Annotated in this window: 25 protein-coding genes and 1 tRNA gene; 12 read left to right on the forward strand and 14 right to left on the reverse strand. The window is 66.7% G+C overall.

Translation table 11 applies throughout. The annotated features are described in order from the left end of the window. From uvrA to ACOZ4N_RS11945, 4 genes are all read left to right on the forward strand, one after another. Nucleotides 1-2,994, forward strand: a complete 2,994-nt coding sequence (uvrA, locus tag ACOZ4N_RS11930) for an excinuclease ABC subunit UvrA (protein ID WP_424016603.1) — start codon at nt 1-3, stop codon at nt 2,992-2,994. 182 nt (nt 2,995-3,176) lie between these two features. Continuing rightward, nucleotides 3,177-4,931 carry a histidine kinase N-terminal 7TM domain-containing protein gene (locus ACOZ4N_RS11935; RefSeq protein WP_424016604.1) on the forward strand — a complete coding sequence of 585 codons (1,755 nt, stop codon included), beginning with the start codon at nt 3,177-3,179 and terminating at the stop codon, nt 4,929-4,931. An 84-nt stretch (nt 4,932-5,015) separates the two neighbouring features. Beyond that, nucleotides 5,016-6,752: an ATP-binding protein gene (locus ACOZ4N_RS11940; protein WP_424016605.1), complete on the forward strand. Its 1,737-nt coding sequence runs from the start codon at nt 5,016-5,018 to the stop codon at nt 6,750-6,752. A 160-nt stretch (nt 6,753-6,912) separates the two neighbouring features. Continuing rightward, a complete protein-coding gene (locus ACOZ4N_RS11945; RefSeq protein ID WP_424016606.1) occupies nt 6,913-7,995 on the forward strand; it encodes a geranylgeranyl reductase family protein in 1,083 nt (360 codons plus the stop codon). On the opposite strand, the gene ACOZ4N_RS11950 is transcribed toward ACOZ4N_RS11945, so the two are convergent. From ACOZ4N_RS11950 to ACOZ4N_RS11960, 3 genes are all read right to left on the reverse strand, one after another. Continuing rightward, on the reverse strand, nt 7,992-8,381 hold the full coding sequence (locus ACOZ4N_RS11950) for a PAS domain-containing protein (protein ID WP_424016607.1): 390 nt from the start codon (nt 8,379-8,381) through the stop codon (nt 7,992-7,994). The two genes, ACOZ4N_RS11945 and ACOZ4N_RS11950, sit on opposite strands and share 4 nt — an antisense overlap. A 65-nt stretch (nt 8,382-8,446) precedes the next feature. Next, a complete protein-coding gene (locus tag ACOZ4N_RS11955; RefSeq protein ID WP_424016608.1) occupies nt 8,447-9,535 on the reverse strand; it encodes an aminomethyltransferase family protein in 1,089 nt (362 codons plus the stop codon). Nucleotides 9,536-9,578: 43 nt separating this feature from the next. After that, nucleotides 9,579-9,872 (reverse strand): DUF6432 family protein, encoded by a 294-nt coding sequence (locus tag ACOZ4N_RS11960; protein ID WP_424016609.1) that lies wholly within the window; start codon nt 9,870-9,872, stop codon nt 9,579-9,581. Between the two features lie 177 nt (nt 9,873-10,049). Between ACOZ4N_RS11960 and ACOZ4N_RS11965 the strand changes: the two genes are divergently transcribed. Together ACOZ4N_RS11965 and ACOZ4N_RS11970 are read left to right on the forward strand one after the other, a co-directional pair. Beyond that, the gene (locus ACOZ4N_RS11965; protein WP_424016610.1) at nt 10,050-10,979 is read left to right on the forward strand and encodes a DUF7093 family protein; all 930 of its coding nucleotides are present in this window, start codon (nt 10,050-10,052) and stop codon (nt 10,977-10,979) included. A 26-nt stretch (nt 10,980-11,005) separates the two neighbouring features. Continuing rightward, on the forward strand, nt 11,006-11,398 hold the full coding sequence (locus tag ACOZ4N_RS11970) for a DUF5611 family protein (RefSeq protein WP_424016611.1): 393 nt from the start codon (nt 11,006-11,008) through the stop codon (nt 11,396-11,398). Nucleotides 11,399-11,402: 4 nt separating this feature from the next. Here the strand turns inward: ACOZ4N_RS11970 and ACOZ4N_RS11975 are convergent, their stop codons facing one another. Then, on the reverse strand, nt 11,403-12,257 hold the full coding sequence (locus ACOZ4N_RS11975) for an SAM-dependent methyltransferase (RefSeq protein ID WP_424016612.1): 855 nt from the start codon (nt 12,255-12,257) through the stop codon (nt 11,403-11,405). 180 nt (nt 12,258-12,437) lie between these two features. Here ACOZ4N_RS11975 and ACOZ4N_RS11980 point away from each other — a divergent pair, with 180 nt between their 5' ends. Beyond that, on the forward strand, nt 12,438-13,307 hold the full coding sequence (locus ACOZ4N_RS11980; protein ID WP_424016613.1) for a UbiA family prenyltransferase: 870 nt from the start codon (nt 12,438-12,440) through the stop codon (nt 13,305-13,307). Here ACOZ4N_RS11980 and ACOZ4N_RS11985 read toward each other — a convergent pair. From ACOZ4N_RS11985 to ACOZ4N_RS11995, 3 genes are read right to left on the reverse strand one after another with little or no spacing between them, the layout of a single operon-like run. Further along, entirely contained in the window at nt 13,304-14,608 is a 1,305-nt protein-coding gene (locus tag ACOZ4N_RS11985; protein WP_424016614.1) for an RNB domain-containing ribonuclease, read from the reverse strand. The two genes, ACOZ4N_RS11980 and ACOZ4N_RS11985, sit on opposite strands and share 4 nt — an antisense overlap. 47 nt (nt 14,609-14,655) lie before the next feature. Then, entirely contained in the window at nt 14,656-14,958 is a 303-nt protein-coding gene (locus tag ACOZ4N_RS11990; RefSeq protein WP_424016615.1) for a DUF7562 family protein, read from the reverse strand. Nucleotides 14,959-15,014: 56 nt separating this feature from the next. Beyond that, nucleotides 15,015-15,215, reverse strand: coding sequence for a DUF7511 domain-containing protein (locus ACOZ4N_RS11995; protein ID WP_092693706.1), 201 nt, complete (start codon nt 15,213-15,215; stop codon nt 15,015-15,017). A gap of 211 nt (nt 15,216-15,426) precedes the next feature. On the opposite strand from ACOZ4N_RS11995, the gene ACOZ4N_RS12000 reads away from it, so the two are divergent. Both ACOZ4N_RS12000 and ACOZ4N_RS12005 read left to right on the forward strand, forming a co-directional pair. Next, nucleotides 15,427-15,921: an RNA-binding protein gene (locus tag ACOZ4N_RS12000; protein ID WP_424016616.1), complete on the forward strand. Its 495-nt coding sequence runs from the start codon at nt 15,427-15,429 to the stop codon at nt 15,919-15,921. A 147-nt stretch (nt 15,922-16,068) separates the two neighbouring features. Next, nucleotides 16,069-16,422, forward strand: coding sequence for a cell division protein SepF (locus ACOZ4N_RS12005; RefSeq protein WP_077205851.1), 354 nt, complete (start codon nt 16,069-16,071; stop codon nt 16,420-16,422). Between the two features lies 1 nt (nt 16,423). Here ACOZ4N_RS12005 and ACOZ4N_RS12010 read toward each other — a convergent pair whose 3' ends face one another. The 3 genes from ACOZ4N_RS12010 to ACOZ4N_RS12020 are packed head-to-tail and all read right to left on the reverse strand — an operon-like array spanning nt 16,424 to nt 18,679. Next, nucleotides 16,424-16,885 carry a DUF6114 domain-containing protein gene (locus tag ACOZ4N_RS12010; protein WP_424016617.1) on the reverse strand — a complete coding sequence of 154 codons (462 nt, stop codon included), beginning with the start codon at nt 16,883-16,885 and terminating at the stop codon, nt 16,424-16,426. Then, nucleotides 16,882-18,126, reverse strand: coding sequence for a hypothetical protein (locus ACOZ4N_RS12015; RefSeq protein WP_424016618.1), 1,245 nt, complete (start codon nt 18,124-18,126; stop codon nt 16,882-16,884). Before ACOZ4N_RS12015 ends, ACOZ4N_RS12010 begins: the two co-directional genes overlap by 4 nt. Continuing rightward, nucleotides 18,116-18,679 carry a hypothetical protein gene (locus ACOZ4N_RS12020; protein WP_424016619.1) on the reverse strand — a complete coding sequence of 188 codons (564 nt, stop codon included), beginning with the start codon at nt 18,677-18,679 and terminating at the stop codon, nt 18,116-18,118. Before ACOZ4N_RS12020 ends, ACOZ4N_RS12015 begins: the two co-directional genes overlap by 11 nt. Nucleotides 18,680-19,107: 428 nt before the next feature. Here ACOZ4N_RS12020 and ACOZ4N_RS12025 point away from each other — a divergent pair, with 428 nt between their 5' ends. The 3 genes from ACOZ4N_RS12025 to ACOZ4N_RS12035 are packed head-to-tail and all read left to right on the forward strand — an operon-like array spanning nt 19,108 to nt 21,264. Beyond that, nucleotides 19,108-20,040, forward strand: coding sequence for an ATP-binding cassette domain-containing protein (locus ACOZ4N_RS12025; RefSeq protein WP_424016620.1), 933 nt, complete (start codon nt 19,108-19,110; stop codon nt 20,038-20,040). Continuing rightward, nucleotides 20,037-20,897 carry an ABC transporter permease gene (locus ACOZ4N_RS12030; protein ID WP_424016621.1) on the forward strand — a complete coding sequence of 287 codons (861 nt, stop codon included), beginning with the start codon at nt 20,037-20,039 and terminating at the stop codon, nt 20,895-20,897. Before ACOZ4N_RS12025 ends, ACOZ4N_RS12030 begins: the two co-directional genes overlap by 4 nt. A gap of 55 nt (nt 20,898-20,952) precedes the next feature. Then, complete coding sequence (locus ACOZ4N_RS12035; protein WP_424016622.1) at nt 20,953-21,264, forward strand: ASCH domain-containing protein; 312 nt, start codon at nt 20,953-20,955, stop codon at nt 21,262-21,264. On the opposite strand, the gene ACOZ4N_RS12040 is transcribed toward ACOZ4N_RS12035, so the two are convergent. The 4 genes from ACOZ4N_RS12040 to tuf form a co-directional block, all read right to left on the reverse strand. After that, nucleotides 21,265-22,674: a cytochrome P450 gene (locus tag ACOZ4N_RS12040; protein WP_424016623.1), complete on the reverse strand. Its 1,410-nt coding sequence runs from the start codon at nt 22,672-22,674 to the stop codon at nt 21,265-21,267. It lies immediately after the preceding gene. 399 nt (nt 22,675-23,073) lie between these two features. Next, nucleotides 23,074-23,145: transfer RNA gene (locus ACOZ4N_RS12045), tRNA-Ala, on the reverse strand. A gap of 114 nt (nt 23,146-23,259) precedes the next feature. Then, on the reverse strand, nt 23,260-23,568 hold the full coding sequence (rpsJ, locus tag ACOZ4N_RS12050) for a 30S ribosomal protein S10 (RefSeq protein WP_092661954.1): 309 nt from the start codon (nt 23,566-23,568) through the stop codon (nt 23,260-23,262). Between the two features lie 3 nt (nt 23,569-23,571). Then, nucleotides 23,572-24,837, reverse strand: coding sequence for a translation elongation factor EF-1 subunit alpha (gene tuf, locus ACOZ4N_RS12055; protein ID WP_424016624.1), 1,266 nt, complete (start codon nt 24,835-24,837; stop codon nt 23,572-23,574). Nucleotides 24,838-24,997 lie beyond the last annotated feature (160 nt).

Below are 24,997 nucleotides of genomic sequence, written 5' to 3' on the forward strand. Positions count from 1 at the left end.
ATGACCAGAGAGCACATCGAGGTCCGCGGGGCCGAGGAACACAACCTCAAGGACGTCGACGTGACGATTCCACGCGAGGAGTTGACGGTCGTGACGGGGCTGTCGGGGTCGGGGAAGTCCTCGCTGGCGTTCGAGACGGTCTACGCGGAGGGCCAGCGGCGCTACATCGAATCGCTCAGCGCCTACGCCCGCAACTTCCTGGGCCAGATGGACAAACCCCAGGTCGAGAACGTCGAGGGGCTCTCCCCCGCCATCTCCATCGACCAGAAAAACGCCGCCAACAACCCGCGCTCGACGGTCGGCACCGTCACCGAACTCCACGACTATCTGCGCCTCCTCTACGCCCGCGTCGGCACGCCCCACTGTCCCGAGTGTGGTCGGGAAGTCGGCGAGCAGAGCGCCCAGAACATGGTCTCCCGGATTCTCGACCTGCCGGAGGGCACCCGCGCGAAGATCGCCGCGCCCGTCGTCCGCGACCAGAAGGGAGCCTTCGAGGACCTGTTCGAAGGACTAGTGAGCGAGGGGTACGCCCGCGTCGAGGTCGACGGCGAGAGCTACGACCTGACGATGGACCGACCCGACCTCGACGAGAACTACGACCACACCGTCGACGTGGTGGTCGACCGCGTGAAGGTCAGCGACGACGCGCGCTCGCGGATCACCGACTCCGTCGAGACCGCCCTCGACGAGGGCGAGGGGGTTCTGAAGGTGATCCTGCCGGACCCGCCCGAGGACGCCGAACTGGGCGGCGCGAGCGCACGCTCGACGGGGGACCTCGCCGATGCCGACGAAGACGGCGAGGACGCCGCCGAGGACCGCCTCGTCGTCGAGTTCTCCGAGGATCTGGCCTGCACGCACTGCGGCATCGACATCTCCGAGATCGAGACCCGGAGCTTCTCCTTTAACTCGCCCCACGGTGCGTGTCCGGAGTGTGAGGGGATCGGCTCGACCAAGGAGGTCAGCGAGGACCTGGTGATCCAGGACCCGGAAAAGCCCCTGAAGAACGTCTTCGAGCCATGGAGCTACAACCGGACCTACTACTCCCGGCAACTGGACAACGTGGCCGAACACTTCGGGGTCGACCTGGACACACCGTGGGCGGACCTCGACGAGTCGATCCAGCGGCAGTTCCTCTACGGCACCGACGACCTCGTGCACTTCGAGTGGACGACCAAGAACGGCACCCGCGAGAAGACCGAGCGGTTCGAGGGCGTCATCAACAACCTGGAGCGTCGCCACGTCGAGACCGACAGCGACCGCGCCCGCGAGCACATCGAGGAGTACATGGCCGTCACCACCTGCCCGGCCTGTGAGGGGACCCGACTCAAGGCCGAGTCCCGCGCGGTGCTGGTGGCCGACACGAGCATCACCGAAGTCAACCGCATGTCCATCGGCGACGCCCTCGACCACTTCGAGGGGATGGAAGACGGGCTGGACGAGCGCGACACCAAGATCGCCGAGGAGATCCTCAAGGAGATCCGCGCCCGCCTCGGGTTCATGTGCGAGGTCGGCCTGGAGTACCTGACGCTCGACCGGGAGGCCTCGACCCTGTCGGGCGGCGAGAGCCAGCGCATCCGACTGGCGACACAGATCGGGTCCGGGCTGGTCGGCGTGCTGTACGTGCTGGACGAGCCATCCATCGGCCTCCACCAGCGGGACAACGACCGCCTGCTGAACACGCTCGAGGAGTTGCGGGACCTCGGGAACACCCTGCTCGTCGTCGAACACGACACCGAGACGATGCGGCGGGCCGACAACATCATCGACATGGGGCCGGGCCCGGGCAAGCAGGGCGGCGAGGTCGTCGTCAACGGCTCCGTCGAGGAAGTCAAGGACTGCGAGGAGTCGATCACCGGCGACTACCTCGACGGCGACCGGTTCATCGACGTGCCCGGGGAACGGCGCGACCCCGACGGGACGGTTACGATCCGTGGCGCGCGCCAGCACAATCTCGACGACGTGGACGTCGACCTCCCCGTCGGCTGTTTCACGGCCATCACGGGCGTCTCCGGGTCGGGCAAGTCCACGCTGATGCACGACGTACTCTACAAGGGACTGGCCCGCCGGATGAACGACAACACGTCCGTCGATCCCGGCGACCACGACGACATCGAGGGGCTGGACCAGATCGAGACCGTCCGGCTGATCGACCAGTCGCCCATCGGGCGGACCCCGCGCTCGAACCCGGCGACGTACACCAACGTCTTCGACCACATCCGGGAGCTGTTCGCCGACACCAAGCTGGCCAAACAGCGCGGCTACGAGAAAGGGCGGTTCTCGTTCAACGTCAAGGGCGGCCGGTGTGAGGAGTGTGGCGGGCAGGGCACCGTCAAGATCGACATGAACTTCCTCAGCGACGTGCAGGTGCCCTGCGAGGAGTGTGGCGGGGCCCGCTACAACGACGAGACCCTGGACGTGACCTACAAGGGCGAGACCATCGCCGACGTGCTGGAGATGAGCGTCGCCGAGGCCTACGACTTCTTCGAGAGTCACCCGCAGATCCGCCGGCGGCTGAAACTCCTGAAAGACGTTGGCCTGGGCTACATGCGGCTGGGCCAGCCCTCGACGACGCTCTCCGGCGGGGAGGCCCAGCGCGTGAAACTGGCCGAGGAACTCGGGAAGAAAGACAGCGGCGAGACGCTGTACCTGCTGGACGAACCCACGACGGGCCTCCACCCCGAAGACGAGCGGCGCTTGATCGACGTACTCCACCGGTTGACCGACGACGGCAACACGGTGGTCGTGATCGAACACGAACTCGACCTCGTGAAGAACGCCGACCACATCGTCGACCTCGGGCCCGAGGGCGGGGAGAACGGCGGCGAAGTCGTCGCCACGGGGACGCCGGAACAGGTCGCCCGTACCGAGGCGTCCCACACCGGGCGATACCTGCGTGACCTGTTGCCCGCGGTCGAACTGGAGGGGCCCCGAAGCGACCGGGAGCCGGCGGTCGCAGAGGGCGACGCGGAAGCGACTGGGGCTGGGGACGATTAGGGAATCCGAACGAAGTGAGGATTCCCGAACACGCGAGCGGGGAGTGCGCGGTCTTCGACCGCGACTCGAACGGGCAGAGTCCGTGAGAGGGACGACCCGCGAGCGGCCGGGTTCGGCCTGCTCGTCTTTCAGCACTGAGAACCGGGACAACACTTGAAATACTACAGTCCTGAATGGGGCCCATGGCGGAGAGTCGGGTCGGGCTGTGGGCGATCTACGTCGGGGTCCTCGTTGTGACTGCGGTGACCCAGACAGCCGTCGGCTACTGGGTGTACACCCGGCAGTGGGATCGGGACGGGGCCCGGTGGTTCCTGCTCATGCTCGGGACGGGCCTGGCCTGGGCACTGACTATCGTCGTCTTCCTGCTCCCCGTCGGACCAGCGGGCAGACGGGTAAGTTACGTGCTCGGCGCGTTCAGCGCCATCCTGACCGTCGGGGCGTTCGTCGTGTTCGTCTCGACGTACACCGGGAACGACCTCCACCGGAAGCGAGCCGTCCAGGGGTTGTTCGGTGCGGCGGTCGTGGTGTATCTGGTGCTCGCACCGACGAACGGATCGCATCAGCTCCTGTTCGCACACTTCGAGATGGTTGCCGAGCCGTTCCCCTACCTCGTGGTCGAGCGTGGGCCGGTGTTCGCGGCGATTATCGTCCTCATTCAGGTGCCGGCGGCGTACGGTATCTACCTGATGGTGAATCATCTGCTGGCCACGCGTCGCCAGTCCAGCGTGCAACTGACGTTGTTCATCATCGGTGCGCTGTCGATCATGACGCTCGACGCCATCAGTCAATACACATCCGCTCTCCCGCTCCGGTTCAGCCACGCGGCGTTTGGCCTGCTCCCCTTCTACCTGCTGACCGCCGTCTCGCTGTTCCGTTTTGGCTTGCTCGACGTGAAGCCGGTGGCGCGCAACACCGTCATCGAGGACCTCAGGGACCCCATGCTGGTCGTCGACGACCGTCGGCGCGTCGTCGACTTCAACGAGGCGGCCACGCACGTCTGGCCCGGGGTCGCCGAGGAGGTGCCGGCGGCCTTCGAGCGGGTCTGTCCGGCGCTGTGCGAGACCGTCACCGTCCCGCCCGGGGCGGAGGATACGACACAGCAACTCTCGCTGACCTACGACGGGCAGGACCGTCACTACTCGATCACCGTCTCGGCCGTCTCGAAGGGTAGCCGGGAGGAGACCGGCTGGTACTCGATCCTCCTGCGGGACATCACGGAACTCGAACAGTCCCGCTGGCAACTCCGGAAACAGAACGAACGCCTCGATCAGGTCGCATCGACGATCTCCCACGACCTCCGCAACCCGATCAGCGTGACGACGGGTCGCCTCGAACTGATCGAGACCCGTATCGACGCCCTGGACATCGAGGCCACGGAGCGCGAGCAACTCCACGACGAAATCGAGAGCGTCGAGGACGCCACAGACCGGATGGAAGACATCATCGACGACATCCTCACCATCGCCCGCGAGGGCAAGACCGTCGACGAGACCGAACCCGTCGCGCTGGCTGCCACCGCCCGCGACGCCTGGGCGAACGTCGACACCGACGACGCCACGCTGACCGTCGCCGACGACCGCCGGCTCCAGGCCGACCGCTCGAAGCTCCTGACGATCTTCGAGAACTGCTTCCGCAACGCACTCGATCACGGGCCCGCCGACGTGACCGTCGAGGTCGGCCCGACCGTCGACGGCTTCTACGTCGCCGACGACGGTCCCGGCATCCCCGAGGAACACGCCGACGACGTCTTCGAGTACGGCTACACCACCAGTGACGGTGGGACGGGGCTGGGTCTCTCCATCGTCAAGACGATGGCAGAATCCCACGGCTGGACCGTCACACTGGATCGCGAGTACGAGCGGGGGACCCGGCTCGTTTTCACGGGGTTCGACGGTGAGTGGTGGAGCGGACCGGCGATGGCGGAACCGAGCGACTGAGCCGTGAATCCGACCGTGACCCACGTTATCACGTGCTGATATCGGTCGAGGTTTCATGTAGCGGATCACCGACGTTCAGACACTGTGGGATCGTCGGTGGTGTGGCTCGCGTATCTCGCCTGGCCGATAGTGACGCTTGTCACGGGGTCGTCGCTGCTCTACTGGATTTACTCGAACCGCTGGGAGCGCCGCGGTGCCAGGTGGTTCGCCGGCGTCCTCGGCGTCGGCGCGTTCTGGATGGCCAGCACCTTCCTCCACCTCCTGCTTCGAGACCCCCAGCTCCAGCGGCTCGTCGCCATCGTCGAGGCGCTGTTGCTGTTCGCGTCGTTCGCGGCGTACATCGTCTTCGTCTCGATCTACACCGGCCGGGAGTTCCACGAGCGACGGAGCGTCCAGGCCACGTTGGTCGGGGTGATGGGGAGCCTGTTCGTGCTGGCACCACTGAACTTCCTCGGCGTCACGAACCTGCTGTGGACCGATCTCGTCGTCGTGACCGACCCCTTCCCGTACGTCGTCATCGAACACGGTGTCGGCCTGGTCGTCATCCTCACCGTCTTGCTGGGGTTGATCGGGTACAGCTGGTTCGTCCTGACGAACTATCTGCTGGCGACGGGCACTGGCTCGGGAACCCAGGTCCTGTTGATCCTGCTCGGTGGGCTGTCCATCGGCGTCGCGGAACTGCTGGGCCAGGCAGGTCTCCTGCCTGCCGACGGCTTACACCACGCCACGTTCGGCGCACTGCCCTACGTCGTCTTCTCTACGTTCGGACTGTTCCGGTTCGACCTGCTCGACGTGTTGCCCGTCGCACGCAACGCAGTCGTCGAACACCTCACGGACCCGGTGCTCGTCCTGGACGACGACCGTCGCCTCGTCGACTACAACGCCGCGGCGCTGGACACCTGGCCGGCCCTCCCCGAGAAGAAGGGTGCACCCTTCGCCGCGGCGTTCCCCTCGCTCGCCGACCGGATCGAACTGCCGGCAGGCGGCAAAGCGGGGACGACCGACCGCATCACGCTCGCTCGTGGCGGGACCGAACACCACTACTCGGTCACGACGACGCCGATCACCCGCGGTCGGTCGGGAGCAGTCGGCTGGTACGCGATCCTGTTTCGCGACGTGACGGATCTCGAACAGTCGCGCTGGCAACTCCAGAAGCAGAACGAACGTCTCGATCAGGTGGCGACGACCATCTCTCACGACCTGCGCAACCCGATCACGGTCGCCAGTGGCCAGACGGAGGCGCTGGCGCTGGAACTCGAGGAGTGGGACGTGACACCCGAACACCGCGACCGCGCCGAGGGCCGGATCACCTCGACACAGGACTCGCTGGACAGGATGGAAGACATCGTCGACGACATCCTCACGCTCGCCCGCGAGGGCAAAACCGTCGACGAGACCGGGGCCGTCGACCTCGAAGCCACCGCTTGCGACGCCTGGGCGAACGTCGACACCGACGGCGCGACGCTGACCGTGACCGACGACCGCCGGCTCCAGGCTGACCGCTCGAAGCTCCTGACGATCTTCGAGAACGTCGTCCGGAATGCTGTCGAACACGGCCCACCCGACGTGACAGTCGAGGTCGGGGCGACCGCGGACGGCTTCTACGTCGCCGACGACGGGCCCGGCATCCCCGAGGAACACGCCGACGACATCTTCGAGTACGGCTACACGACCAGCGGCGACGGCACGGGCCTGGGACTCTCCATCGTCCGGACGATGGCCGAATCCCACGGCTGGACCGTCACGCTGGATCGCGAGTACGACCAGGGGACGCGGTTCGTCTTCGGCAACGTCGACACAGCCGTCTCCGACGGTGAGTAGCGAACAGGCGACCGCGGCGGGTCGTGACACGGGCGGTCGCGCGACGGCGGACCGTGCCACGGCGAACGTCAGACCATGGCCAGGGCTGGTTCCGTTTCCGGCTATAAAGCCTCGGACGCGACCGAGAAGGTATATGGGCGTCGCCGGGCATCGAATAGGTATGTACGATTTCGTGGTGGTGGGGGCCGGACCGGCGGGCTCGCGGTTCGCGCGCCGGGCCGCCGCGGACGGGGCCGACGTACTCGTCTTCGAGCAGGGGCGGGTCGGCGAACCCCTGGCCTGCTCGGGCCACGTCAGTACGGACATCTGGGACTACACCCCAGCTGGCGCTCGCGACGACCTCCTCCAGAACGAGGTGTACGGCGCGCGGTTCCACACGGGCGGCCCCGACAGCGAGGGTCACCCCTTCTACAAGGACGAGGTCGTCTCGAACGTCATCGACCGGGTCGGGCTGGACCGGACGCTGGCCGAGGCGGCGCGGGACGCCGGCGCGGACCTCCGGGAGGAACACACGGTGGTCGACGTGACCGAGGGACGGGACGCGGTGCGGGTTCGGGCGCGCGGGCCGAACGGCACCGACACCTACGAGGCGCGCATGGTCGCGGGCGCGGACGGCCCGAAGTCCCGCGTGCGGTCGGAACTCGACCTCCCCGATCCCGAGGAGTTACTCCACGGCGTCCTCGGGTTCACCGACGACCCCGACCACGACGACTTCGTCGACGTGCATCTCACCGTCCCCGAGTTCTTCGCGTGGCGCATCCCCCGCGGCGAGGCCGGCGTCGAGTACGGCCTCGCGACGCCACCGGGCGCCGACGTGCGGGCACGGTTCGAGGAGTTCACCGACGCCTACGGCGTCGAGACCGACCGCCGGTGTTCGGGACTGATCCCCATCGGCCCGCCACCGCGAGTCACCGGCCGACGGAGTTTCCTGCTGGGCGACGCGGCCGCCCAGACCAAGCCGTTCACCGGCGGCGGCATCCTCTACGGCATGACGGCCGCCGACCACGCCGCCCGGGAGATCGACCCCGCCGATCCGGGGACGCTGGGCGACTACGAGGACGCCTGGCGGGCGGACCTGCGGACCGAGATTCGACTGGGGAAGCTGGTCCGGGCGGGCTACTCGGTGCCGGAGCCGATCCAGCGCGCCGGCATGCGGGCGCTCTCGGGCGAGATCGCCGTCCACATGGATCGACCGACGACGCTCTTTTCGACCGAGCAACTGCGGGCACTCCTCTCGCGCTAGCCGGGGCGGCCGGGTTCGAGGTCGCGGACGACGCCGACGGTCCCACGGAACCCGTTGGAGAGCGGGAGCAAGGAGAGGACCAGCGTCGCCGTCACCCACCCGCCGTCCTGGGTCTCGACCGCGACGGTGACTTCGCGGGTCCGGCCCCCGGTCTCCAGCAGATCGCGGATCGCCCGCTGACACCGATTCACGTCGCGCTCGGGGAGAAACTCGGAGACGTGCGTCCCGATCAGCGACGAGCGAGTGTAGCCCGACTCGGCACACAGCGTCGCGTTGACGAACGTGAGGTAGCCGTCCGGATCAAGCGTGTACACCGGAACACCGGCCACGTCGATGATCTCCCGGAAGTCGTCGACGACACCGCGACCGTCGGTGCGACCAGCCATTGGTAGACATTCACTGTCACTCGACAAGTACGTTCCGGCGTCGTGTCGCTGTGCCGAACGGTTCGTCAGGCGTCGGGGTAGGTCGGGAGTCGGGCGGACTCGTCGGAGCCCTCGACGAAGGGCAGGTCGACGACGGTGGCGGCCCGTTCCTCGCCGTCGATTCTGACTGTGAGGTCGCCCGCGGTGTCGTAGTCGACCAGTGCGAGCGCGACGGGTTCCTCGCGGGTCGGGCTGTCGACGGCGCGAGTGACTTCCCCGACCGCGCTGTCGCCGGCAAAGACCGCCGCGCCGGACTCGGGGACCGCATCGGCGGTCAGGCCGACGAGGCGACGGCTGGGCTGGCCGCGGTTCTCGACGCGGGAGACGACTTCCTGGCCGACGTAACAGCCCTTCTCGAAGTCCAGTGCGTTGCGGACGCCGACGACGTTGGGGATCTCGCCCTCGAGTTCGGTGTCGAACAGCGGCGTGCCGGCTTCCAGCGTCAGCGACTCCCAGGTGCGGTAGCCGAAGGGCGCGGCGTTCATGCCGCGGTTCTCCAGCGTGTCGAAGACGTCTTCGGCGGCGTCGGCGGTGCAGACGACGGTGTAGCCCTCCTCGCCGGCCAGGCCGTCGTCACGGATGACGGTGACGCCGGTGTCGGCCATCGAGCCACGGACGAACGCGAGGCCCTCGTCGGGCGAGGCTGCACCGTTGAGGACGCTGGCGATCTTCTCGGTGGCCTTGGGGCCGTGGACGCCGAACGTGGCGAAGTCGTCGGTGGCGACTTCGATCTCCACGTCCTGGATGAAGGTCTTCTCGGCCCAGTCCTCGGCGATGGGGTCGGCGCGGGCCGGCGGCGTGAACACGAGCAGGCGCTCGCCGGCGTTGTAGACGTACATGTCGGTCGTAATCTTGCCCTGGGGGTCGAGCAGGAGGGCGTAGACGCCCCGGCCGTCGGTCGACGGGACGCGGTTGGAGACGGCGTTGTCGACGAAGTCGATCCGGTCGTCGCCGGTGACGGTGACGACGCCGTAGCCGAACTCACAGACGCCGACGACGCGGCGGACGGCGGCGTGGGTTCGCTCCGGACGACCGTAGTGATCGACGACGCGACGGCCTCCCTGCTCGCGGAAGGTCGCACCGTGGGCCTCGTGGACGGCCTCGAGAACAGTCATTGTGAGACGATGGACGCTCGGCGGCGTTAAATTGCCGGATTCGTCAGCGCCCGAGCCAGGACCGGATCCGGTCGAGCAGGGAGGGCTCGTCGTCGGGGTCGTACTGGCCGATGGCGTGGTTCTCGGGGAGGATGACGGTGCGGTCGTCCTCCTCGGTGGCCTCGATCAGCCCGTCGGATTTGAGGTCGGCGAGGGCCGTCTCCAGTTCGTCGATGTCCGCGTCCACCCGAGACCGGAGTTCGAACACCGTCATCCCGTCGTCGCGGCGGTCCGCGAGAGCGTCGAGTATCGCGACCTGGGTCTCGTCACGGTCGCGGTACTCCCGCTTGGCTCTCATATGGACCCGTTCGGCCGGGTGGGTCTTAAGACTTCGAGACGCCGCGGGAGCCAGGACAGACGTGCCAGCGGCCCATCATTCGCGGTCCGGTCACTGCTGGCGTGATTCGCCGGCAGTGACAGGTGTCAGACACCCAAGCAGTAGGCTTAAGATTGGCGGGCGACCAGTATCGTGTCAATGGCTATCAAGTGTTCGCTACTCGGGCACAAGTTCAGCGGGACGGAGGTCGAGGAGGAACGCGAGGAACAGGGTAGCGAAGTCGTCATCACCATCGAGGAAGTCGAGGTCTGTGAGCGGTGTGGCAAGCGGCGGGTCGTCTCGGAGAACAAGGAGGTGACCTCGCTGGCGGCCTCGGACGAGGACGACACCGAGGCCGAACCAGCGCCGGCGTCGACCCCGGAGCCGGAACCGGACGAGCCCGAAGCGGCCGAAACGGACGCCCAGGCACCCCCGCCCGGCCCGGACATGAGCGCGGCCGAGGACGACGCGGAACTGCTCGACGCCGGCGGCGACAGTGACGGCACGGCGACGGACGACGAGCCCGAACCGGAACCCGAGCCCGAACCGGACATCGCCACCGCGGGCGAGACGGGGGTCGAGGACGAGTCGGCGGCCGAGGACGACGGCGCGGTCATCCTCGACGACGACGAGGAACCGGAGCGCGAACCCGGGGAGTGGCCCGAGGACGAGGCCGCGCCCGAGGAGGCCGAACCGGACCCGGCGGAGATCGAGCAGGCCGCCACGGAGGCGGTCGAGGACAGCGAGGAACCGGAGCCGGCGGCCGAGCAACCGGAGACCGAGGAGTGGCCCGACGAGTACGGCTACGAGGAAGAATCCGCGACGGCACCGGAGGTGGACTGGCCCGAGGAGGACGAGGGCGACGGTGAGGACTGGGAACCGGGCGAGAGCCTGACCCAGCGGATCGACAGCGACGTGGAACCGGCGGGGGCGGCGACGGTCACCGTCCCGGAGGGCGAGTTCTACTGTCCGGAGTGTGAGTTCACGACGCTCGTCGAGGAGTCCTCGCTGCGTGCGGGCGACTTCTGTCCGTCCTGTCACCGGGGGAGTCTCGAACATCGGGCCGAGGACGCGACGCGAAAAGAGTAAACCGAACCCTGTCCAAACGTTCTCTCATGCGGGAGTACAAGATGCGTCGGGGCGAGCACCTCGAAGAGCGAGTACCGGATATGAAGGCCAAGATCGAGGACTTCTTCGGTGAGGTGTCGGGGACCGAGGAGTACAAGGGCAGCGACCTCTACGTCGTCGAAGATCCGGACAACCCGGTCTTCGAGCGTATCACCGCTGGCACCGTCGAGTACGACGGCAAGAAGGACAAGCTGGGTGTGGACTTCGAGGAACGGCCCGCCGAAGACGTCATCGCGGAGGGCAAGGCCGACGCCGCGGCCGACGCGGTCGACGCGAAAAACGACTTCCTCGAGGAGTGTACGGGTCGGGACGCCAAGAGCCGGCGTGACTCGATGAAACGCTCCGTCGAAGACGACGCCGAAACCCCCGACAACGTCTGAGGTCCTACCGTTTTGCCGAGACGATCCCGTACTGCCAGAGTCCGTCCGTGAGCGTCTCGTGCTGGTAGCGGGCGGCGCGCCGGTTGTCTTCCTGCGTCTCGTTGCGCAGGCCGACCGCGCTCGCGACGCGGCCGAACGGCCGGAGGAGCCGGCTGGCCCAGTAGAGCCGCCGCGAGGACGGCAGCACCTGTTCGGTCTCGTCGGCGGTCTCGACGGTCTCGAACCCGGCATCGGACAGCGCCGTACCGAAGCCGTCCAGCGTCGCCAGGTTCGGCACCGCCCAGCCGTCGAGCCACCGGTTCATCGACTCGCGTTCGCCGGGCGTCATCGCATCGACCGCGCGGAACCCGTCGGCGACGATCAGACGCCCGCCCGGTCGGAGGACGCGCGCGGCCTCCTCGATGAACTCGGTCTTATCATCTGCGTGGCAGATCGCCTCGATACCCCAGACCACGTCGACCGAGTCGTCGGCCAGCGGCAGGTCGGTGAAGTCCCCGCGTGTGAACGTGGCCCGATCCGCGACGCCCTCCTCGGCGGCCAGTTTGCGAGCTTCCCGGAGTTGCAACGGGACGATGTCGACGCCCGTGACCGTCGCGCCCCGTTCGGTCGCCAACCAGACGCTGCTCCCGCCGACGCCACAGCCACAGTCGAGGACGTGATCGTCCGCGCCGATCCCCGCCCGGTCGGCCAGTTCCCGGTTCATGTTCTCGATGGCCTCGGCGTGTGACTGGTCGCGCCCGTCGTGGTACCCCGCGTGGAGCCCGTGACTGTCCTCCAGCGCCCAGAGCAACTTGTAATCGAAGTGGCTCTCCGTGTAGTACTCCTCGATCCGCGACGCCCCCATGCTACTCGTCCCCATCGTAGACTGTCCACTCGGGGCCGCACGTAATTAATTTTCGGCTCTATATACGATAATTTAGTTCCGGTGCTTGCCGGTCGTTTCCCGCCGAGCTGCGTCCCGAATCCGTTCGGCTGAGAGAGTTTGGTCGCGACCCCCGAACACACGTGGCACGCGCGTCGTGGCCCCTCTCGACCGACGATGACGAGTGACACCGTGGGGTTCGGGCCGGTGTGGCCGGCGGTGAGCCGTGCGATCGCCGTCGTCGTCCACAGCAACGTGTTCATCGCGCTCGCGGCCGCGAGCGTCGCCGTGACCGCCAGCCGGCTCTGTCGGTACCCGCTGGACCCCGTGCCGATCTGTATCGTCTTCGCGGCCACGCTGTTCGTCTACAGCTGGAACCGGCTCACCGACCTCGCGGAGGACGAGCGCAACGTCCCCGGTCGGGCGGCGTTCACCCGACGGTACGGCCGGCCCCTGGCCGCGGTCGGCGCGGCGCTGTATCTCGGGGCCATCGGGCTGGCGTTCGTCCGGGGCCTGCCGGGCGCGCCGTTCCTCTGGCTCCCCGCGGCCGTCGTGGGTCTGTACTCGCTGGGTCGGCTGAAGCGACTGTTCCTCGTGAAGAACCTGCTCGTCGGTGTCTCGTGGGGCATCGTCCCGCTGGGCGTCGGCGTCTACGTCGGGCGGCTCCAGCCCACGCTCGTGTTTTTCGCCGGCTACGTGACGGTCATGCTGACGACCGCGGCGGTCGTCTTCGACATCAAAGACATCCCCGGCGACCGCCGTGAGGGGATCAGCACCGTTCCGGTGCGGTACGGCCCGGCGACGACGCGACGGGTCGCGCAACTGGTGAACCTCGCGGCCGCGGCGGCGGTCGTCGCGCTCGTCTGGACGTCCCTGCTCCCCCACCGATTTCTGCTCTTGCTGGCGTTCAACGCCTACGTCGGGGCGTACGTCCCGCTGGCGACCCGGGACCGCGGGCCGCTGTTCTACGGGTTCGTGATCGACGGCGAACACGTCTTTCTGGCGGCGCTCGTACTCGCGCTGGACGCCGTCGGGTGGCTGGGTTAGTCGTCTTCCTCCACGACTTCCAGCCCGCGGTTGTTGACCGCCGCGGGGTCGAGCCCGACTTCTTCGAGGAACTGGCGGTACTCGCGTTCGCACTGTTCGGCGTCTTTCTGCTTGTCCGAGGCGTGTGAACAGAGGTCCCCGAGGTCGGCGACCACCTCGTCGGTGTAGACGATCCAGTGGTTCACCAGGTCCGAGAGCCGGCGGATGGGGCTGGTGAAGTGACCGTAGATCTCGAAGTTCAGCGCGTGGTGGCCGCCGAAGGGATCGCTCATGTACTTCGCGCGGGGCATGACCTTCATGACGGCCCGTTGAATCTGGTTGAGCTGGCGTTCGGGCGCTTCTTCCAGGGTCTCGTTGACGGCCTTGCGGGGGTCCTCGTGGCTGGCCGACACCGAGACGCCGTTCAGATCCTGAATCTCCTGCAGTGCCTCGTTCCACTGGTCGGGCGTGGGCTGTGGGTGAACCCGGTACATCGCTTCGAGGCCACGGTCCCACTGGAGGGTGTGTGTGACGGCCTTGTTGGCCTTGAGCATGCACTCCTCGATGATGGTGTGGGCGCGGTCCCGCCGGGGGTTGAGAACGAGGGAGCCGTCCTCTTTGCGCTGTTCGTGGAGCCGGTCGGCCAGGTCCCAGACCTGTTCGCACTTGGTCGCGAGGTCGACCTCGGGGTCTTCAAGCAGGTCGTCGGCGCTCTCGGGGTCGTCGAGCAGGGACTCGGCCTGGGCGTAGGTCAGCCGGGCGTCACTGCGGATGACGGACTTGTAGATGTCGATGGTCTCGTAGGAGAGCGTCTCGGGATCGAGGTGCATCTCGACGGTGTGGGCCAGGCGGTCCTCGTGGGGGACCAGCGAGCAGACGGTCTCGGCCAGCACCGGCGGGAGCATGTGGATGGTGTAGGCGGGCAGGTAGACGGTGTTGGCACGCTTGAGTGCCTCCGACCACATCTCGGTTTCGGGGTTGACGTAGTGGGTCACGTCGGCGATGTGGACCCAGAGGACGATCTCGTCGTCGCGCACGTCGATGGAGATGGCGTCGTCGAAGTCCTGGGCGTCGACGGGGTCGGTCGTCCAGGTGGTCATCTCCCGGAGGTCCTGTCGGTCGTCGAGTTCGGCCTCGACCTCGCTTTGCACGTCGTCGGTCAGTTCCTCGGCCTCCTGGCGGACGGCTGGCGGGAAGTCGTCGCGGATGTCGAACTTCTCGAACAACTCCTCGCGCTTGTTGGCGAGGTGGCGGGCCAGCTCCTCGTCGATCTCGACGGGGCCCTGGCCTTCCGCAGTGCCGGCCTCTGCTTGGTCGCTCATGGGGCCCGGTAGGGGAACCCGGTAGTTAGTCGTGTCGACGCCCGTCGCTAGGACTCCCGGCCTTCGGGGGAGTCACCGCGGTCGGCCAGCAGGTCGTAGAACGTCGCGATGAACTCCTCCCGGTCGCTGTGGCCGGCGCGGCTCTCGACGAGCAGTGACTCCAGCCCGTCGCGTGGCTGGTGACAGAGGTCGCGATAACAGTGTTTACAGAGGAACTCGAACTCCTTGTCCTCGCGGTTCCAGCGGTCGCCGTGTTTGTCGTACTCGCGTGCGTCGCTCCGGGCGACCGAGTCACCGCAGGCGATGCAGGTGACCTGCGCGCCGTCCCGGTTCCGCCGGGAACCCCACATGCACGCCCGTTCGGCCGGTGAGTACTTAGCCCTTTTCGAGTGGGAGAACGAGTCGCTTACCGCAGGTCGGCGAGCGACACGGCGTGGTCCCGGTCCGCTGTGAGCCAGGCCGTGTAGAGACTGTCCTCGTCGGCGGTCGAGAAGATCGTCACCTCCGTCGGCTCGTCCCAGTCGTCGTACATACACTCCAACTCGAACTCCGGTAGTTGGTCGAACTGGCCCTCGTCGGTTTGTGCGGCTCTATCGACGACACTCATTCCTGGCTCACCTCGGTGGCACGGCTCCTGGCCGGCGATTCACGCGACTCGACGCTCCGTACTCGCCCGACGTGACTCGGTTGCGACCAGCGTGCCATCCAATTTTAGCTAACTCGAACACAAATAAAAGGCTTTGCTACCCAATATCATGCATGATAACCACGGCGGGGAGAGCGGGCGATTTATGCGGCGAGCGGGCGACGTGGGGGGTATGCAGGTGAAATCACGGCACCACCTCCGTGCCGACGCGGTGGACGAACTGGAGTCCGCGCTGGAGGCGAAACTCGGCGTCACCATGGACGCCGACACCCACGAGAAGGTCGAACTGGAGGGGACCGACTACGATCTCGTGCTGGTCGACGGCGAGCCCGCGGTCGTCTACATCGAAGACGAGCACGGCGAGCAGGAACCGTTCCTGACCGTCCGCGGCGCGAACGAGTACCCGCCCGAGCGCAACGTCGTCACGGTCGACGCCGGCGCCATCTCGTTCGTCAGCGACGGTGCCGACGTGATGCGCCCCGGGATCACCGAAGCCGACTCCAGCATCGCGGCCGGCGACCTGGTCGCCATCGCCGAGGAGAACCACGGGAAGGTGCTGGCGGTCGGCCGGGCCCGCACCGACGGCGACGACATGGTCGGCGACGAGGGCAAGGTCGTCGACAGTATCCACCACGTCGGCGACGATCTGTACGAGTTCTCCGTCTGAGCGGGTATCGGGAGCGTCCCGTCTGACGAGTGACCGACACCCGGAACCGTCGTTTCTCGGGTCTGACGGCCCAGACGGCCGGAAATGCTAGTTCGCGTAGGTATGTCTGACGAAAAACCTATACTTTTGCGCGCCGGTTTCGCGGGTATGGGCTTCATGAACAAACTCCTGGGTGAGTCGGGGTCGACGCGTCGCACCGACGATTACGTCGAACTCGACGGCGTCCAGGCGCCGGAGGCACAGGCCGACACGCAGATGCACATCGCCAAGATCAGCGAGAAGCAAGACGTCATCGACATCAAGGACGCGGTGTACGCGGGGGACATCGTCGTCGCCGACATCACGCGACACACGACGCAGGACCGCACGATGGAGCAGATCACGGACGAACTCCAGCAGGTCGCCCGCGGCGTCGGCGGCGACATCGTCCAGAAAGACGAGGATCAGATCATCATCACGCCCCGCGGCGTCAAGATCAGCCGCGAGAAACTCGGCCGCTGAGCTACGTCTCTTTGTCGTTCTCCGCGTCCAGAATCAGCCGCTCGTACTCCTCGGTCGGTCGCCAGGCGAAACAGAGGACCCCGCCCGCGCTCGCGACCAGCATTCCGATCAGATACCCGCCGAACGCGACCAGGAAGGATACCGACGCGAGCACGAGCCCTGCGATTCCGAGTTCCCGCGCCCGCTCGGGCCGCAACAGCACCGCCACGCCGACGAAGACGATCCCCGCGCCGACGACGGTCCCGAGACTGGAGGTCGGGTAGGCGTCGTACGGCTGGGTACTCAACACGACCTGGAGCGACGGCCAGGCGACGAGCAACCCGCCGGCCACGAGCAAGATGGCCCCGGCGAACGGGCGGGCCCGACGCCACTCCGTGAACGTGATCGTCTCCACGTCGGCGTCGTCGTCCGCGGCGGTCAAAACGCCGTCGGAGCCATCGAGTTCCGAGCCGTCGGGCGTCACAGGCAGTTCGAGGGTGCGGTGGTCGGCCCGTCGTCGGCCGGGATGGGCTCGCGGACCCCGCTCTTGTTACCCAGTTCGGCGCCGATCTTGAGCTTGAAGTCGGTCAGCACCGTCTCGGAACTGCCCAGCTGGTGGGCCAGCAGCGACACGTCGCGCCCGTCGGTCAGCCGCGGGTTGGTGTCCAGCCCGAGCCGGATGTCGTTGATCGTCCCGAAGCCGCTGTCGTTGTGGGGCGTACAGCTCCAGTACGCGATGTTGTCCGCCGGGATGCCGGGCGTCCCGGGGAACTCGATCAGGTCCAGCCGGGCGGTCAGCTTCTCCGAGCGGAACTCCGAGATGTACACGTCGATGGCGCGACCGTTGTCGGTCTCACTCGACGCGACGGCCTGTGAGGCCGTCAGCTCGAAGTAGACGTTCCGGCCGCCACGCAGGTCCGTAAAGAGGTTCTCGTAGATGAGGAAGTCGTTGATCTCCACGTCGGCGACGCTCGTGCTGTCGAGTTGCTGGCGTGCGGCCCGGTCGATGTTCTCCTGGCTCGTGCTGTCGACGGTGATGTCGAGACAGTCCTCGCCGCCGATGGCGAAGCCGGGATCGGTGTCACAGTCGGTCTGGTAGCTATACAGGCCGGCGTCGAGCGACGACTGACTCACGACGAATCCGTCCAGCGTGTCCGACTGGGCGGGGAACGTGTCACCGGAGACGGCCGGTGCGGCGGTGAACGCCAGCGCCAGCACGAGGCCACAGACCAGCGCGGCGCGGCCGGCACGGAAGGCCGGCCCCCGCTCGATGCGGACGGTACTGGTTCGGTCCCAGGCCAGACAGATCACCGCGCCGATCCCGCCGATCACGAACCCGGTGAAGGCCAGTTCCGGGTGGGCGAGCGGAACGCCCGAGAGCAGGAGGCCGGCGAACGTGAACCCGACCAGCCCGAAGCCGGCACCGCCGGCGAGGCGGGCCTTCTCGGGCCTCGCGAGGACGAACAGCCCGAGGACGACGCCGACGAACGGTGCGGTGCCGCCGGCGAAGCCGACCGGTGTGATACGTCCCAGCGGGACCGCCGACAGCTGGGCGAGGACGCGCCAGCCGAGGACGGCGCTCCCGAGCCCCAGAAGCGTCGCGCCGAGCGTCGGTCTGGTCGCAGTCCACCGGTCGAAGCGGGCGCGAGGCCCGTCAGGACGCCCGGACGACGGATCGCTGTCGGTCGTCGCCCCCTCGCCGTCGGTCGTGTCGTCACGCGCCATATTCGAACTCACCGTCGTTGTTGAAGTCGTAGCGCACTCGCAGGGAGAGATCCGAGAGCTGGATCTGATCCGCCGAGAGCGTCGAGGTCGTGATCTTCGCCCCGCGTAACTCGAAGGCCGGGTCGCCGTCGCTCGGCCTGATGGCACCCGCGTCGCTGCCCTCGATCTGGAGCGGGTCGTTCGTGTTGGGTGCCTGGTTCGGATTCGGCCCGGCGTAGGCTTTGAACCGGTCGAAGATCTTCGGCCCCGTCCGTTCGTCGAGGACGAACCCGCGCCAGGTCGCGGTCTGTGCGGTGATCCGGTCGGTCTTGAACGCGACGCCTTCCGCCGTCGCTTCCTCGCTCCGGATCTGTATCTGTAACCGTCCCGTGAGTCCCGGCACGTCGCTGACGTTCAGCGTCTTCTGTAAGTTCAGATCGCGGATGTAACTGCGCTCTACCTCGAACAACACCGATGGCGTGACGATCTTGGTCTTGGCGGGCACGACGGTCGCCTCGGACGCTGTCAGGTAGTCGGCCGATACGTTGAATCCCCCAGTGCTGCTCAGCGGCACCGAGACGCCCACCCCCGTACTCAGTATCAACAGCCCGACCAAGGCCCACAACGTAAGCAACACGCCAACGCCGCTGGCTAGCCGTTTGGTATCGTACATTGTTCTACCGTCCGACCGACACGAGCCCCCCGACCATCCCCTGGTCGTCGACGGATCCCCTCCGTCGTCGCGTCCGCCAGCGCACACTGTGCACGCTGTCGATATGGTGCCGTCCCCCCTTGTGGCCAGCAACGCGACGGCCCAGCAGTGTGGCCGGTGCTGACTCGGTTCGGTCTCTTGGTCTCTCAATATCTGCCAAGTCTTATCAATGTTCCGGCCTTCGGAACCGGATTCGATGCACGTTACTTGCCGTTCGGCGGCGATCCTCGCGGCCGGGCGGCGACCCGAGAACGTGGGGCTTACCCGGCCAGAACCGCTGACAGTGGGTAATGACACTGGCCATTCGAGCCCGCGACCTCGTCAAGGAGTACGACGACGTGCGGGCGCTCGACGGTCTCGACATCTCGGTCGAGGCCGGGGAGTTCTTCGGACTCCTCGGACCCAACGGCGCAGGCAAGACCACCTTCATCAACATCCTCGTGGGTCTGGCCCACCGGACCGACGGCGAGGCGGCCGTGTTCGGCCACGACGTGGGCGAGGAGTACCAGCAGGCCCGCGACGCCATCGGCCTGGCCCCCCAGGAGTACAACGTGGATCGGTTCTTCCCCATCCAGGAGGTCCTCGAACACAAGGCCGGTTACCACGGCATCCCCTCGGGCGAGGCCACCCGTCGGGCCGAGGAGGCGCTCAAGACCGTCGGTATCTACGAGAAACGGGACACGCGATTCGACTGGCTCTCCGGCGGGATGAAGCGCCGGTTCATGCTCGCTCGGGCACTGGTGTCCGATCCCGACCTGTTGATCCTCGACGAACCGACCGCCGGCGTCGACGTGCAGTTGCGCCGGGACCTCTGGGACGTGATCAACCGCATGAACGACGCCGGGACGACCATCCTGCTGACCACCCACTACATCGAGGAGGCCGAACGCCTCTGTGACCGCGTGGCGATCATGGACGAGGGCCGCAAGGTCGAGGAGGCCAGCCCCGACGAACTGATGGACCGGGGCACCGACCGCATCAGCGTCTCGCTGCGCTCGACGCCCACGACCGCGCCCGAACTGGACCTGCCCGACGTTCACGACGCCCGGATCGAGGACGGCGACCTCGTCGTCACCGCCGCCCGCGGGAGTTCCGTCGTTCCCGACCTGCTCCGCCAGCTGGAGGCGGCGGGTTACACCGTCACCGAGGTCGACATCGAGCGTGCCTCGCTCGAAGAAGTGTTCGTCGACATGACACGCACCGAGAGCACGGTGGAAGCATGAGCGGGGACGACGACGTCGGGGTGGCGAGCGACGGTGGAGTAACCGCGGGCGAATCAGCCGCCAGCCCTGGCCTCCTCGACCGCCTGCTCCCGACCGGCTTCCGGACGCTGTTCCACCGCGAGGTGTTGCGGTTCGTCCGGCGGCCCCGGAACACGTTCCTCCCGCCGGCGATCACGAACGTCCTCTACTTCTCGGTGTTCGGCGTCATCCTCGGCGGCCGGATCGACTCGTTCGTCCTCGACGGCCGGGAGATCGAGTACATCGCGTTCATCCTCCCCGGCCTCATCGTCCTCGGTGCCATCTCGAACGCCTTCGAGAACTCGTCGTTCTCGATCTTCCACGGCAGATGGAACGAGTACATCCACGAAGTGCTGACCTCGCCGTTGCCCTACACCTCGATGGTGCTGGCCTACATCCTCTCGTCGGCGCTGCGCGGCCTCGTCGTCGGGATCATCATCGGCCTCATCGGTCTACTGTTCACCAGCGTGCCCGTCGCCCGCCCGCTCTACCTGGTGGCGTTCATGCTCGTCATCTGCCTGCTCTTTGCGAGTTTCGGCGTCGTCGGCGGGCTGTGGGCGCGTGACTTCGACTACCTCACCGTCCTCAACCAGTTCATCCTGCGCCCGCTCGTGTTCTTCGGCGGCGTCTTCTACTCGCTGGACGCGCTGGAGGGCATCGCCTACACCGTCTCGCTGTTCAACCCGATGGTCTACATGGTCAACGGGGTGCGCTACGGCTTCTTCGGCGCGGCCGAACTCCCGCCCAACGAGTCCCTGGCCGTCCTCTCCGTGCTGACCCTGGCCGTCGTCGCCCTCGACGTGGAGCTGTTCCGGCGCGGGTACGGCCTGGTCGACTGATCGAACCCGGTGCCGCAAGCTGAACCGTTTTGGGTCGCCAGCCCCTCTCCTCTGTGTGTCCGAACTCGAACCCACTACGCTGCTCCCCAGCGACCGAATGCAGAGCCAGGCCCTCGACGGCGAGGTGACCCAGATCCACCGCGGCCAGCAGTACGCCGAGGTTGGCGACACCTTCGAGATCGAGGGCACGACCTTCGAGGTCGTCGCCGTCGACGACCGGACGCTCGGCGACATGACCGACGAAGACGCCCGGGCCGAGGGCGCACGCGACCTCGATCACTACAAACAGATCCTCGAACGCGCCCACGACAACTTCGAGTGGGACGACGACTCCGAGATCGTGATGCACCGCTTCGAGAAACAGTAGTCAGCGCTCGGTCACCAGGAACTCCTGGCCCGGTTCCATCCGGAGAGTCATCTCCGGCGAGACCGGGGGTTCGCCGTCGGCGTCGTTCTCACCCAGCCAGCCCAGGTCGTACTGTCGCCCGATGGTCGCCAGCGTCAGTTTCGCCTCCAGCAGCGCGAACTGCCGACCGATACAGATGCGCGGGCCACCGCCGAACGGCGCGTACGCGAAGTCGTGGAGTTCGGATCGGAGGTCCCCGTCCCACCGCGACGGCCGGAACGTATCGGGGTCGTCGTAGAACCGCGGATCGCGCTGGACGTGCCGGATCGCCAGCCCGATCATTTCGTCTTCGGGCACCCGGTACCCGTCGAAGACGACCGGTTCGTTGGTCATCCGGGGCAGTTGGTACACCGGCGGATACAGTCGCAACGTCTCCGTGACGACCCGTTCGGTGACCGGCAGGTCGTCCAGGTCGTCGACCGTCGGCGGCCCGTCCAGCGCGTCGATCTCGGCGTGGAACCGCTCGCGAATTTCGGGATGGTTCGCCAGCGCCCAGAAGCTGAACGTCAGCGTCGTCGTCGTGGTGTCGTGACCGGCGAAGACGATGGTCACCATCTGATCTCGCAACCGCTCGTCGGTCAGCATCCCCGAATCCGCGACCCCGGCCTCACGCAACCCGACCAGCAGGGACAGCAGGTCCTCGGCCTGGGTGGGATCGGCCGGTGCCTCTCCGGCCCGTTCGTCGAGGAGGCGCTCGGCCTCCGCTTCGAGCGTCCGCTTTGCCCGCTTGAACCGACGGCGTGCGGGCGTCGGCATCCACTCGGGCAGGAGATACGACGTGGGCTGGAACCACTCGTGGAGGTGTTCCGCACTCTCGCGCAACCGCCGGTCACCGTCCAGGTCGAGTTCCCGCCCCAGCACCGTCGCAAAGAGGACATCCAGCGCCAGGTCGGTGAACTCCCGCTGGAGGTCCAGCCGCTGCCCGTCCGACCAGCGGTCGACCCGCCGCTGGACCTGTTCGACGATGCCGTCCGCGTAGCCCAGCACGCTATCCCGGGTAAACAGCGGCTGCATCGCGTCCCGCTGTGCCCGCCACTCCTCGCCCTCGACCGTCAACAACCCCTCTCCGAAGGCGATGCGGAAGTCCTGCGATTTGCGGAACTTCTCCCGTTCCGTGACGAGGACGCGTTTGATGTGATCGGGATGCCCCACGGCGTACTGGTCGCCACGACCGAGCATCCGCACGCGACAGACATCACGCGTGGCCAGCGCCCGCTCACCGAAGTCGATCAGATCCGCCATCATTCCCTTGAAGTGCAACCACGGCGGATCGAGATTCGGCGGATACGGCGCGAGCGGCGCGTTCGCCGGTGTCCTCGTCCCTGTCGCCTCGCCCGCCGCCCGCTCCCCCTGATCGGCGTCGGATGACATGCCTCCAACTGTGAACCCCTGGTAAATTAAGTGCAGTGTTTGCAAATCACATAGTGACCGAAGTCGGCCGTGGCCGTCGAAGCAAGCCAGTGCGTCGGAGAGCGGGACCTGGCACAGCAACGAATTGGCTCGCTGGAAACGAGTCGACTGGCGGTCAGCGAACATCTGCCGGGCGGGGCCGATGGCCTCGCTGGCGGCCAGTGCTAACCGCCAGCGACGATGTGAAATGTTGAGTGGACTCGCCAGAAACGAGTTTGCTGGCTGTTGAACAAGCATCCGCCGAGCGGAGCGAGGCGGTTCACTTCTCGCGAGCGAAGCGAGCGAGAAGGTCGTTTTTCCCCACGTTTTTGCGAGGAGCGGTCGCGGCTTCGCCGCGACCCGACGAAGTAAAAAGTGGGATGGACTCGCTGGGATTTGAACCCAGGGCCTCTTCCTTGCGAAGGAAGCGATCTACCGCTGATCTACGAGCCCGCAGTCGTGAGTTGCGCGGCGACGCCGTTATACGTTCCGGTCCTCGAAAGCGCGAGAGCCTCGCGCGTGAGACGGTGGCCGGTCCACCGGAACGAACGCGGGCGATCCGGTTCGTCAGTCCTCGAGGACGATCTCGATGGAGACGTCGTTGGGCACCTGAATCCGCATCAGCTGCCGCAGTGCGCGTTCGTCGGCGTCGATGTCGATCAGCCGCTTGTGGACGCGCATCTCCCAGTGTTCCCACGTGGCGGTCCCCTCACCGTCGGGGGACTTCCGGGCGGGAACTTCCAGCGTCTTGGTCGGGAGCGGCACCGGGCCGCTGAGCTTGACGCCCGTCTTCGAGGCGATCTCTCGGACGTCGTCGCAGATGTCGTCCAGATCCTCGGGACTCGTGCCTGCGAGCCTGACGCGAGCCTGCTGCATGCGTTAGGGCTCCTGGACGCTCAGGACCTTGCCCGCCGCGATGGTCTGACCCATGTCACGGATGGCGAAGGAGCCGAGTTCCTCGATCTCGGAGGACGGCTCGATGCTGAGGGGCTTCTGGGGACGGACGGTGACGACCGCCGCGTCGCCCGACTGGATGAAGTCCGGATCTTCCTCGGCCGTCTCGCCGGTCGAGGGGTCGATCTTCTTGTCGATGGACTCGATGGTACAGGCGACCTGTGCCGTGTGCGCGTGGAAGACCGGGGTGTAGCCCGCGGTGATGACGCTCGGGTGCTGCATCACGACGATCTGTGCCTGGAACGTCTCGGCGACGCTCGGCGGGTCCGAGGCCGGGCCACAGACGTCGCCACGGCGGATGTCGTCCTTGCCGATGCCGCGGACGTTGAACCCGACGTTGTCACCGGGTTCGGCCTTGGGCACTTCCTCGTGGTGCATCTCGATGGTCTTGACCTCGCCACTCACGTCGGAGGGCTGGAACGACACGTTGTCGCCCGTGTTGAGGGTCCCCGTCTCGACGCGGCCGACCGGCACGGTACCGATCCCGGAGATCGTGTAGACGTCCTGGATCGGAAGCCGGAGGTCGGCGTCCGTCGGCGGCTTTGGCTCGGGCAGGTCGTTGAGTGCCTCGAGCAGGTTCGGGCCGTCGTACCACGGCGTGTTGTCCGAGTCCTCGGCGACGTTGTCGCCCTCGAACGCCGAGATCGGGATGAACTTCGCGTCGTCGACGTTGAACTGGACCTGCTTGAGCAGTTCCGTCACTTCGTCGACGGCGTCGCGGTAGCGACCTTCCTCGTAGTCGACGAGGTCCATCTTGTTGATGCCGATGATGAGCTCGTCGATACCCAGGGTGCGGGCCAGGAAGACGTGCTCGCGTGTCTGGGGCTGGACGCCGTCGTCCGCCGCACAGACGAGCACGGCGTTGTCGGCCTGGCTCGCGCCCGTGATCATGTTCTTCACGAAGTCGCGGTGACCCGGACAGTCGACGATGGTGAAGAAGTACTCGTCCGTGTCGAACTCCTGGTGGGCGATGTCGATGGTGACCCCGCGCTCACGCTCCTCGGCGAGGTTGTCCATGACGTAGGCGAACTCGAAGCCACCCTTGCCCTTCTCTTCGGCTTCTTCCTTGTGCTGTTCGATGACGTGCTCGGGTACGCTCCCCGTCTCGTAGAGGAGTCGTCCGACCAGCGTACTCTTCCCGTGGTCCACGTGGCCGATGATGGCCAGGTTCTGGTGCGGTTTGTCGCTCATTGATTATCTCACGCGCAGAGGCGCTATATCGGACTCTTTTGGTGGAGGCAGTTAAAACGATTTCGATAGGTGACGTTCGCCGTCCCGCCGCCGTCTTGCGTTTTGGGAGACTGTCACACGACTGGGAAGGAAATCGGCCCTCGAATCGGGGGCCTGATCG

This window comes from Halorientalis pallida (assembly GCF_049605515.1).
GTDB lineage: Archaea > Halobacteriota > Halobacteria > Halobacteriales > Haloarculaceae > Halorientalis > Halorientalis pallida_A.

Bases quoted from the DNA above. Each gene is read 5' to 3' on its own strand.
- uvrA (WP_424016603.1), top strand. From the start codon at position 1: ATGACCAGAGAGCACATCGAGGTCCGCGGGGCCGAGGAACACAACCTC.
- ACOZ4N_RS11935 (WP_424016604.1), top strand. From the start codon at position 3,177: ATGGCGGAGAGTCGGGTCGGGCTGTGGGCGATCTACGTCGGGGTCCTC.
- ACOZ4N_RS11945 (WP_424016606.1), top strand. From the start codon at position 6,913: ATGTACGATTTCGTGGTGGTGGGGGCCGGACCGGCGGGCTCGCGGTTC.
- ACOZ4N_RS11950 (WP_424016607.1), bottom strand. From the start codon at position 8,381: ATGGCTGGTCGCACCGACGGTCGCGGTGTCGTCGACGACTTCCGGGAG.
- ACOZ4N_RS11955 (WP_424016608.1), bottom strand. From the start codon at position 9,535: ATGACTGTTCTCGAGGCCGTCCACGAGGCCCACGGTGCGACCTTCCGC.
- ACOZ4N_RS11960 (WP_424016609.1), bottom strand. From the start codon at position 9,872: ATGAGAGCCAAGCGGGAGTACCGCGACCGTGACGAGACCCAGGTCGCG.
- ACOZ4N_RS11965 (WP_424016610.1), top strand. From the start codon at position 10,050: ATGGCTATCAAGTGTTCGCTACTCGGGCACAAGTTCAGCGGGACGGAG.
- ACOZ4N_RS11970 (WP_424016611.1), top strand. From the start codon at position 11,006: ATGCGGGAGTACAAGATGCGTCGGGGCGAGCACCTCGAAGAGCGAGTA.
- ACOZ4N_RS11975 (WP_424016612.1), bottom strand. From the start codon at position 12,257: ATGGGGACGAGTAGCATGGGGGCGTCGCGGATCGAGGAGTACTACACG.
- ACOZ4N_RS11980 (WP_424016613.1), top strand. From the start codon at position 12,438: ATGACGAGTGACACCGTGGGGTTCGGGCCGGTGTGGCCGGCGGTGAGC.
- ACOZ4N_RS11985 (WP_424016614.1), bottom strand. From the start codon at position 14,608: ATGAGCGACCAAGCAGAGGCCGGCACTGCGGAAGGCCAGGGCCCCGTC.
- ACOZ4N_RS11990 (WP_424016615.1), bottom strand. From the start codon at position 14,958: ATGTGGGGTTCCCGGCGGAACCGGGACGGCGCGCAGGTCACCTGCATC.
- ACOZ4N_RS11995 (WP_092693706.1), bottom strand. From the start codon at position 15,215: ATGAGTGTCGTCGATAGAGCCGCACAAACCGACGAGGGCCAGTTCGAC.
- ACOZ4N_RS12000 (WP_424016616.1), top strand. From the start codon at position 15,427: ATGCAGGTGAAATCACGGCACCACCTCCGTGCCGACGCGGTGGACGAA.
- ACOZ4N_RS12005 (WP_077205851.1), top strand. From the start codon at position 16,069: ATGGGCTTCATGAACAAACTCCTGGGTGAGTCGGGGTCGACGCGTCGC.
- ACOZ4N_RS12015 (WP_424016618.1), bottom strand. From the start codon at position 18,126: ATGGCGCGTGACGACACGACCGACGGCGAGGGGGCGACGACCGACAGC.
- ACOZ4N_RS12025 (WP_424016620.1), top strand. From the start codon at position 19,108: ATGACACTGGCCATTCGAGCCCGCGACCTCGTCAAGGAGTACGACGAC.
- ACOZ4N_RS12030 (WP_424016621.1), top strand. From the start codon at position 20,037: ATGAGCGGGGACGACGACGTCGGGGTGGCGAGCGACGGTGGAGTAACC.
- ACOZ4N_RS12040 (WP_424016623.1), bottom strand. From the start codon at position 22,674: ATGTCATCCGACGCCGATCAGGGGGAGCGGGCGGCGGGCGAGGCGACA.
- rpsJ (WP_092661954.1), bottom strand. From the start codon at position 23,568: ATGCAGCAGGCTCGCGTCAGGCTCGCAGGCACGAGTCCCGAGGATCTG.
- tuf (WP_424016624.1), bottom strand. From the start codon at position 24,837: ATGAGCGACAAACCGCACCAGAACCTGGCCATCATCGGCCACGTGGAC.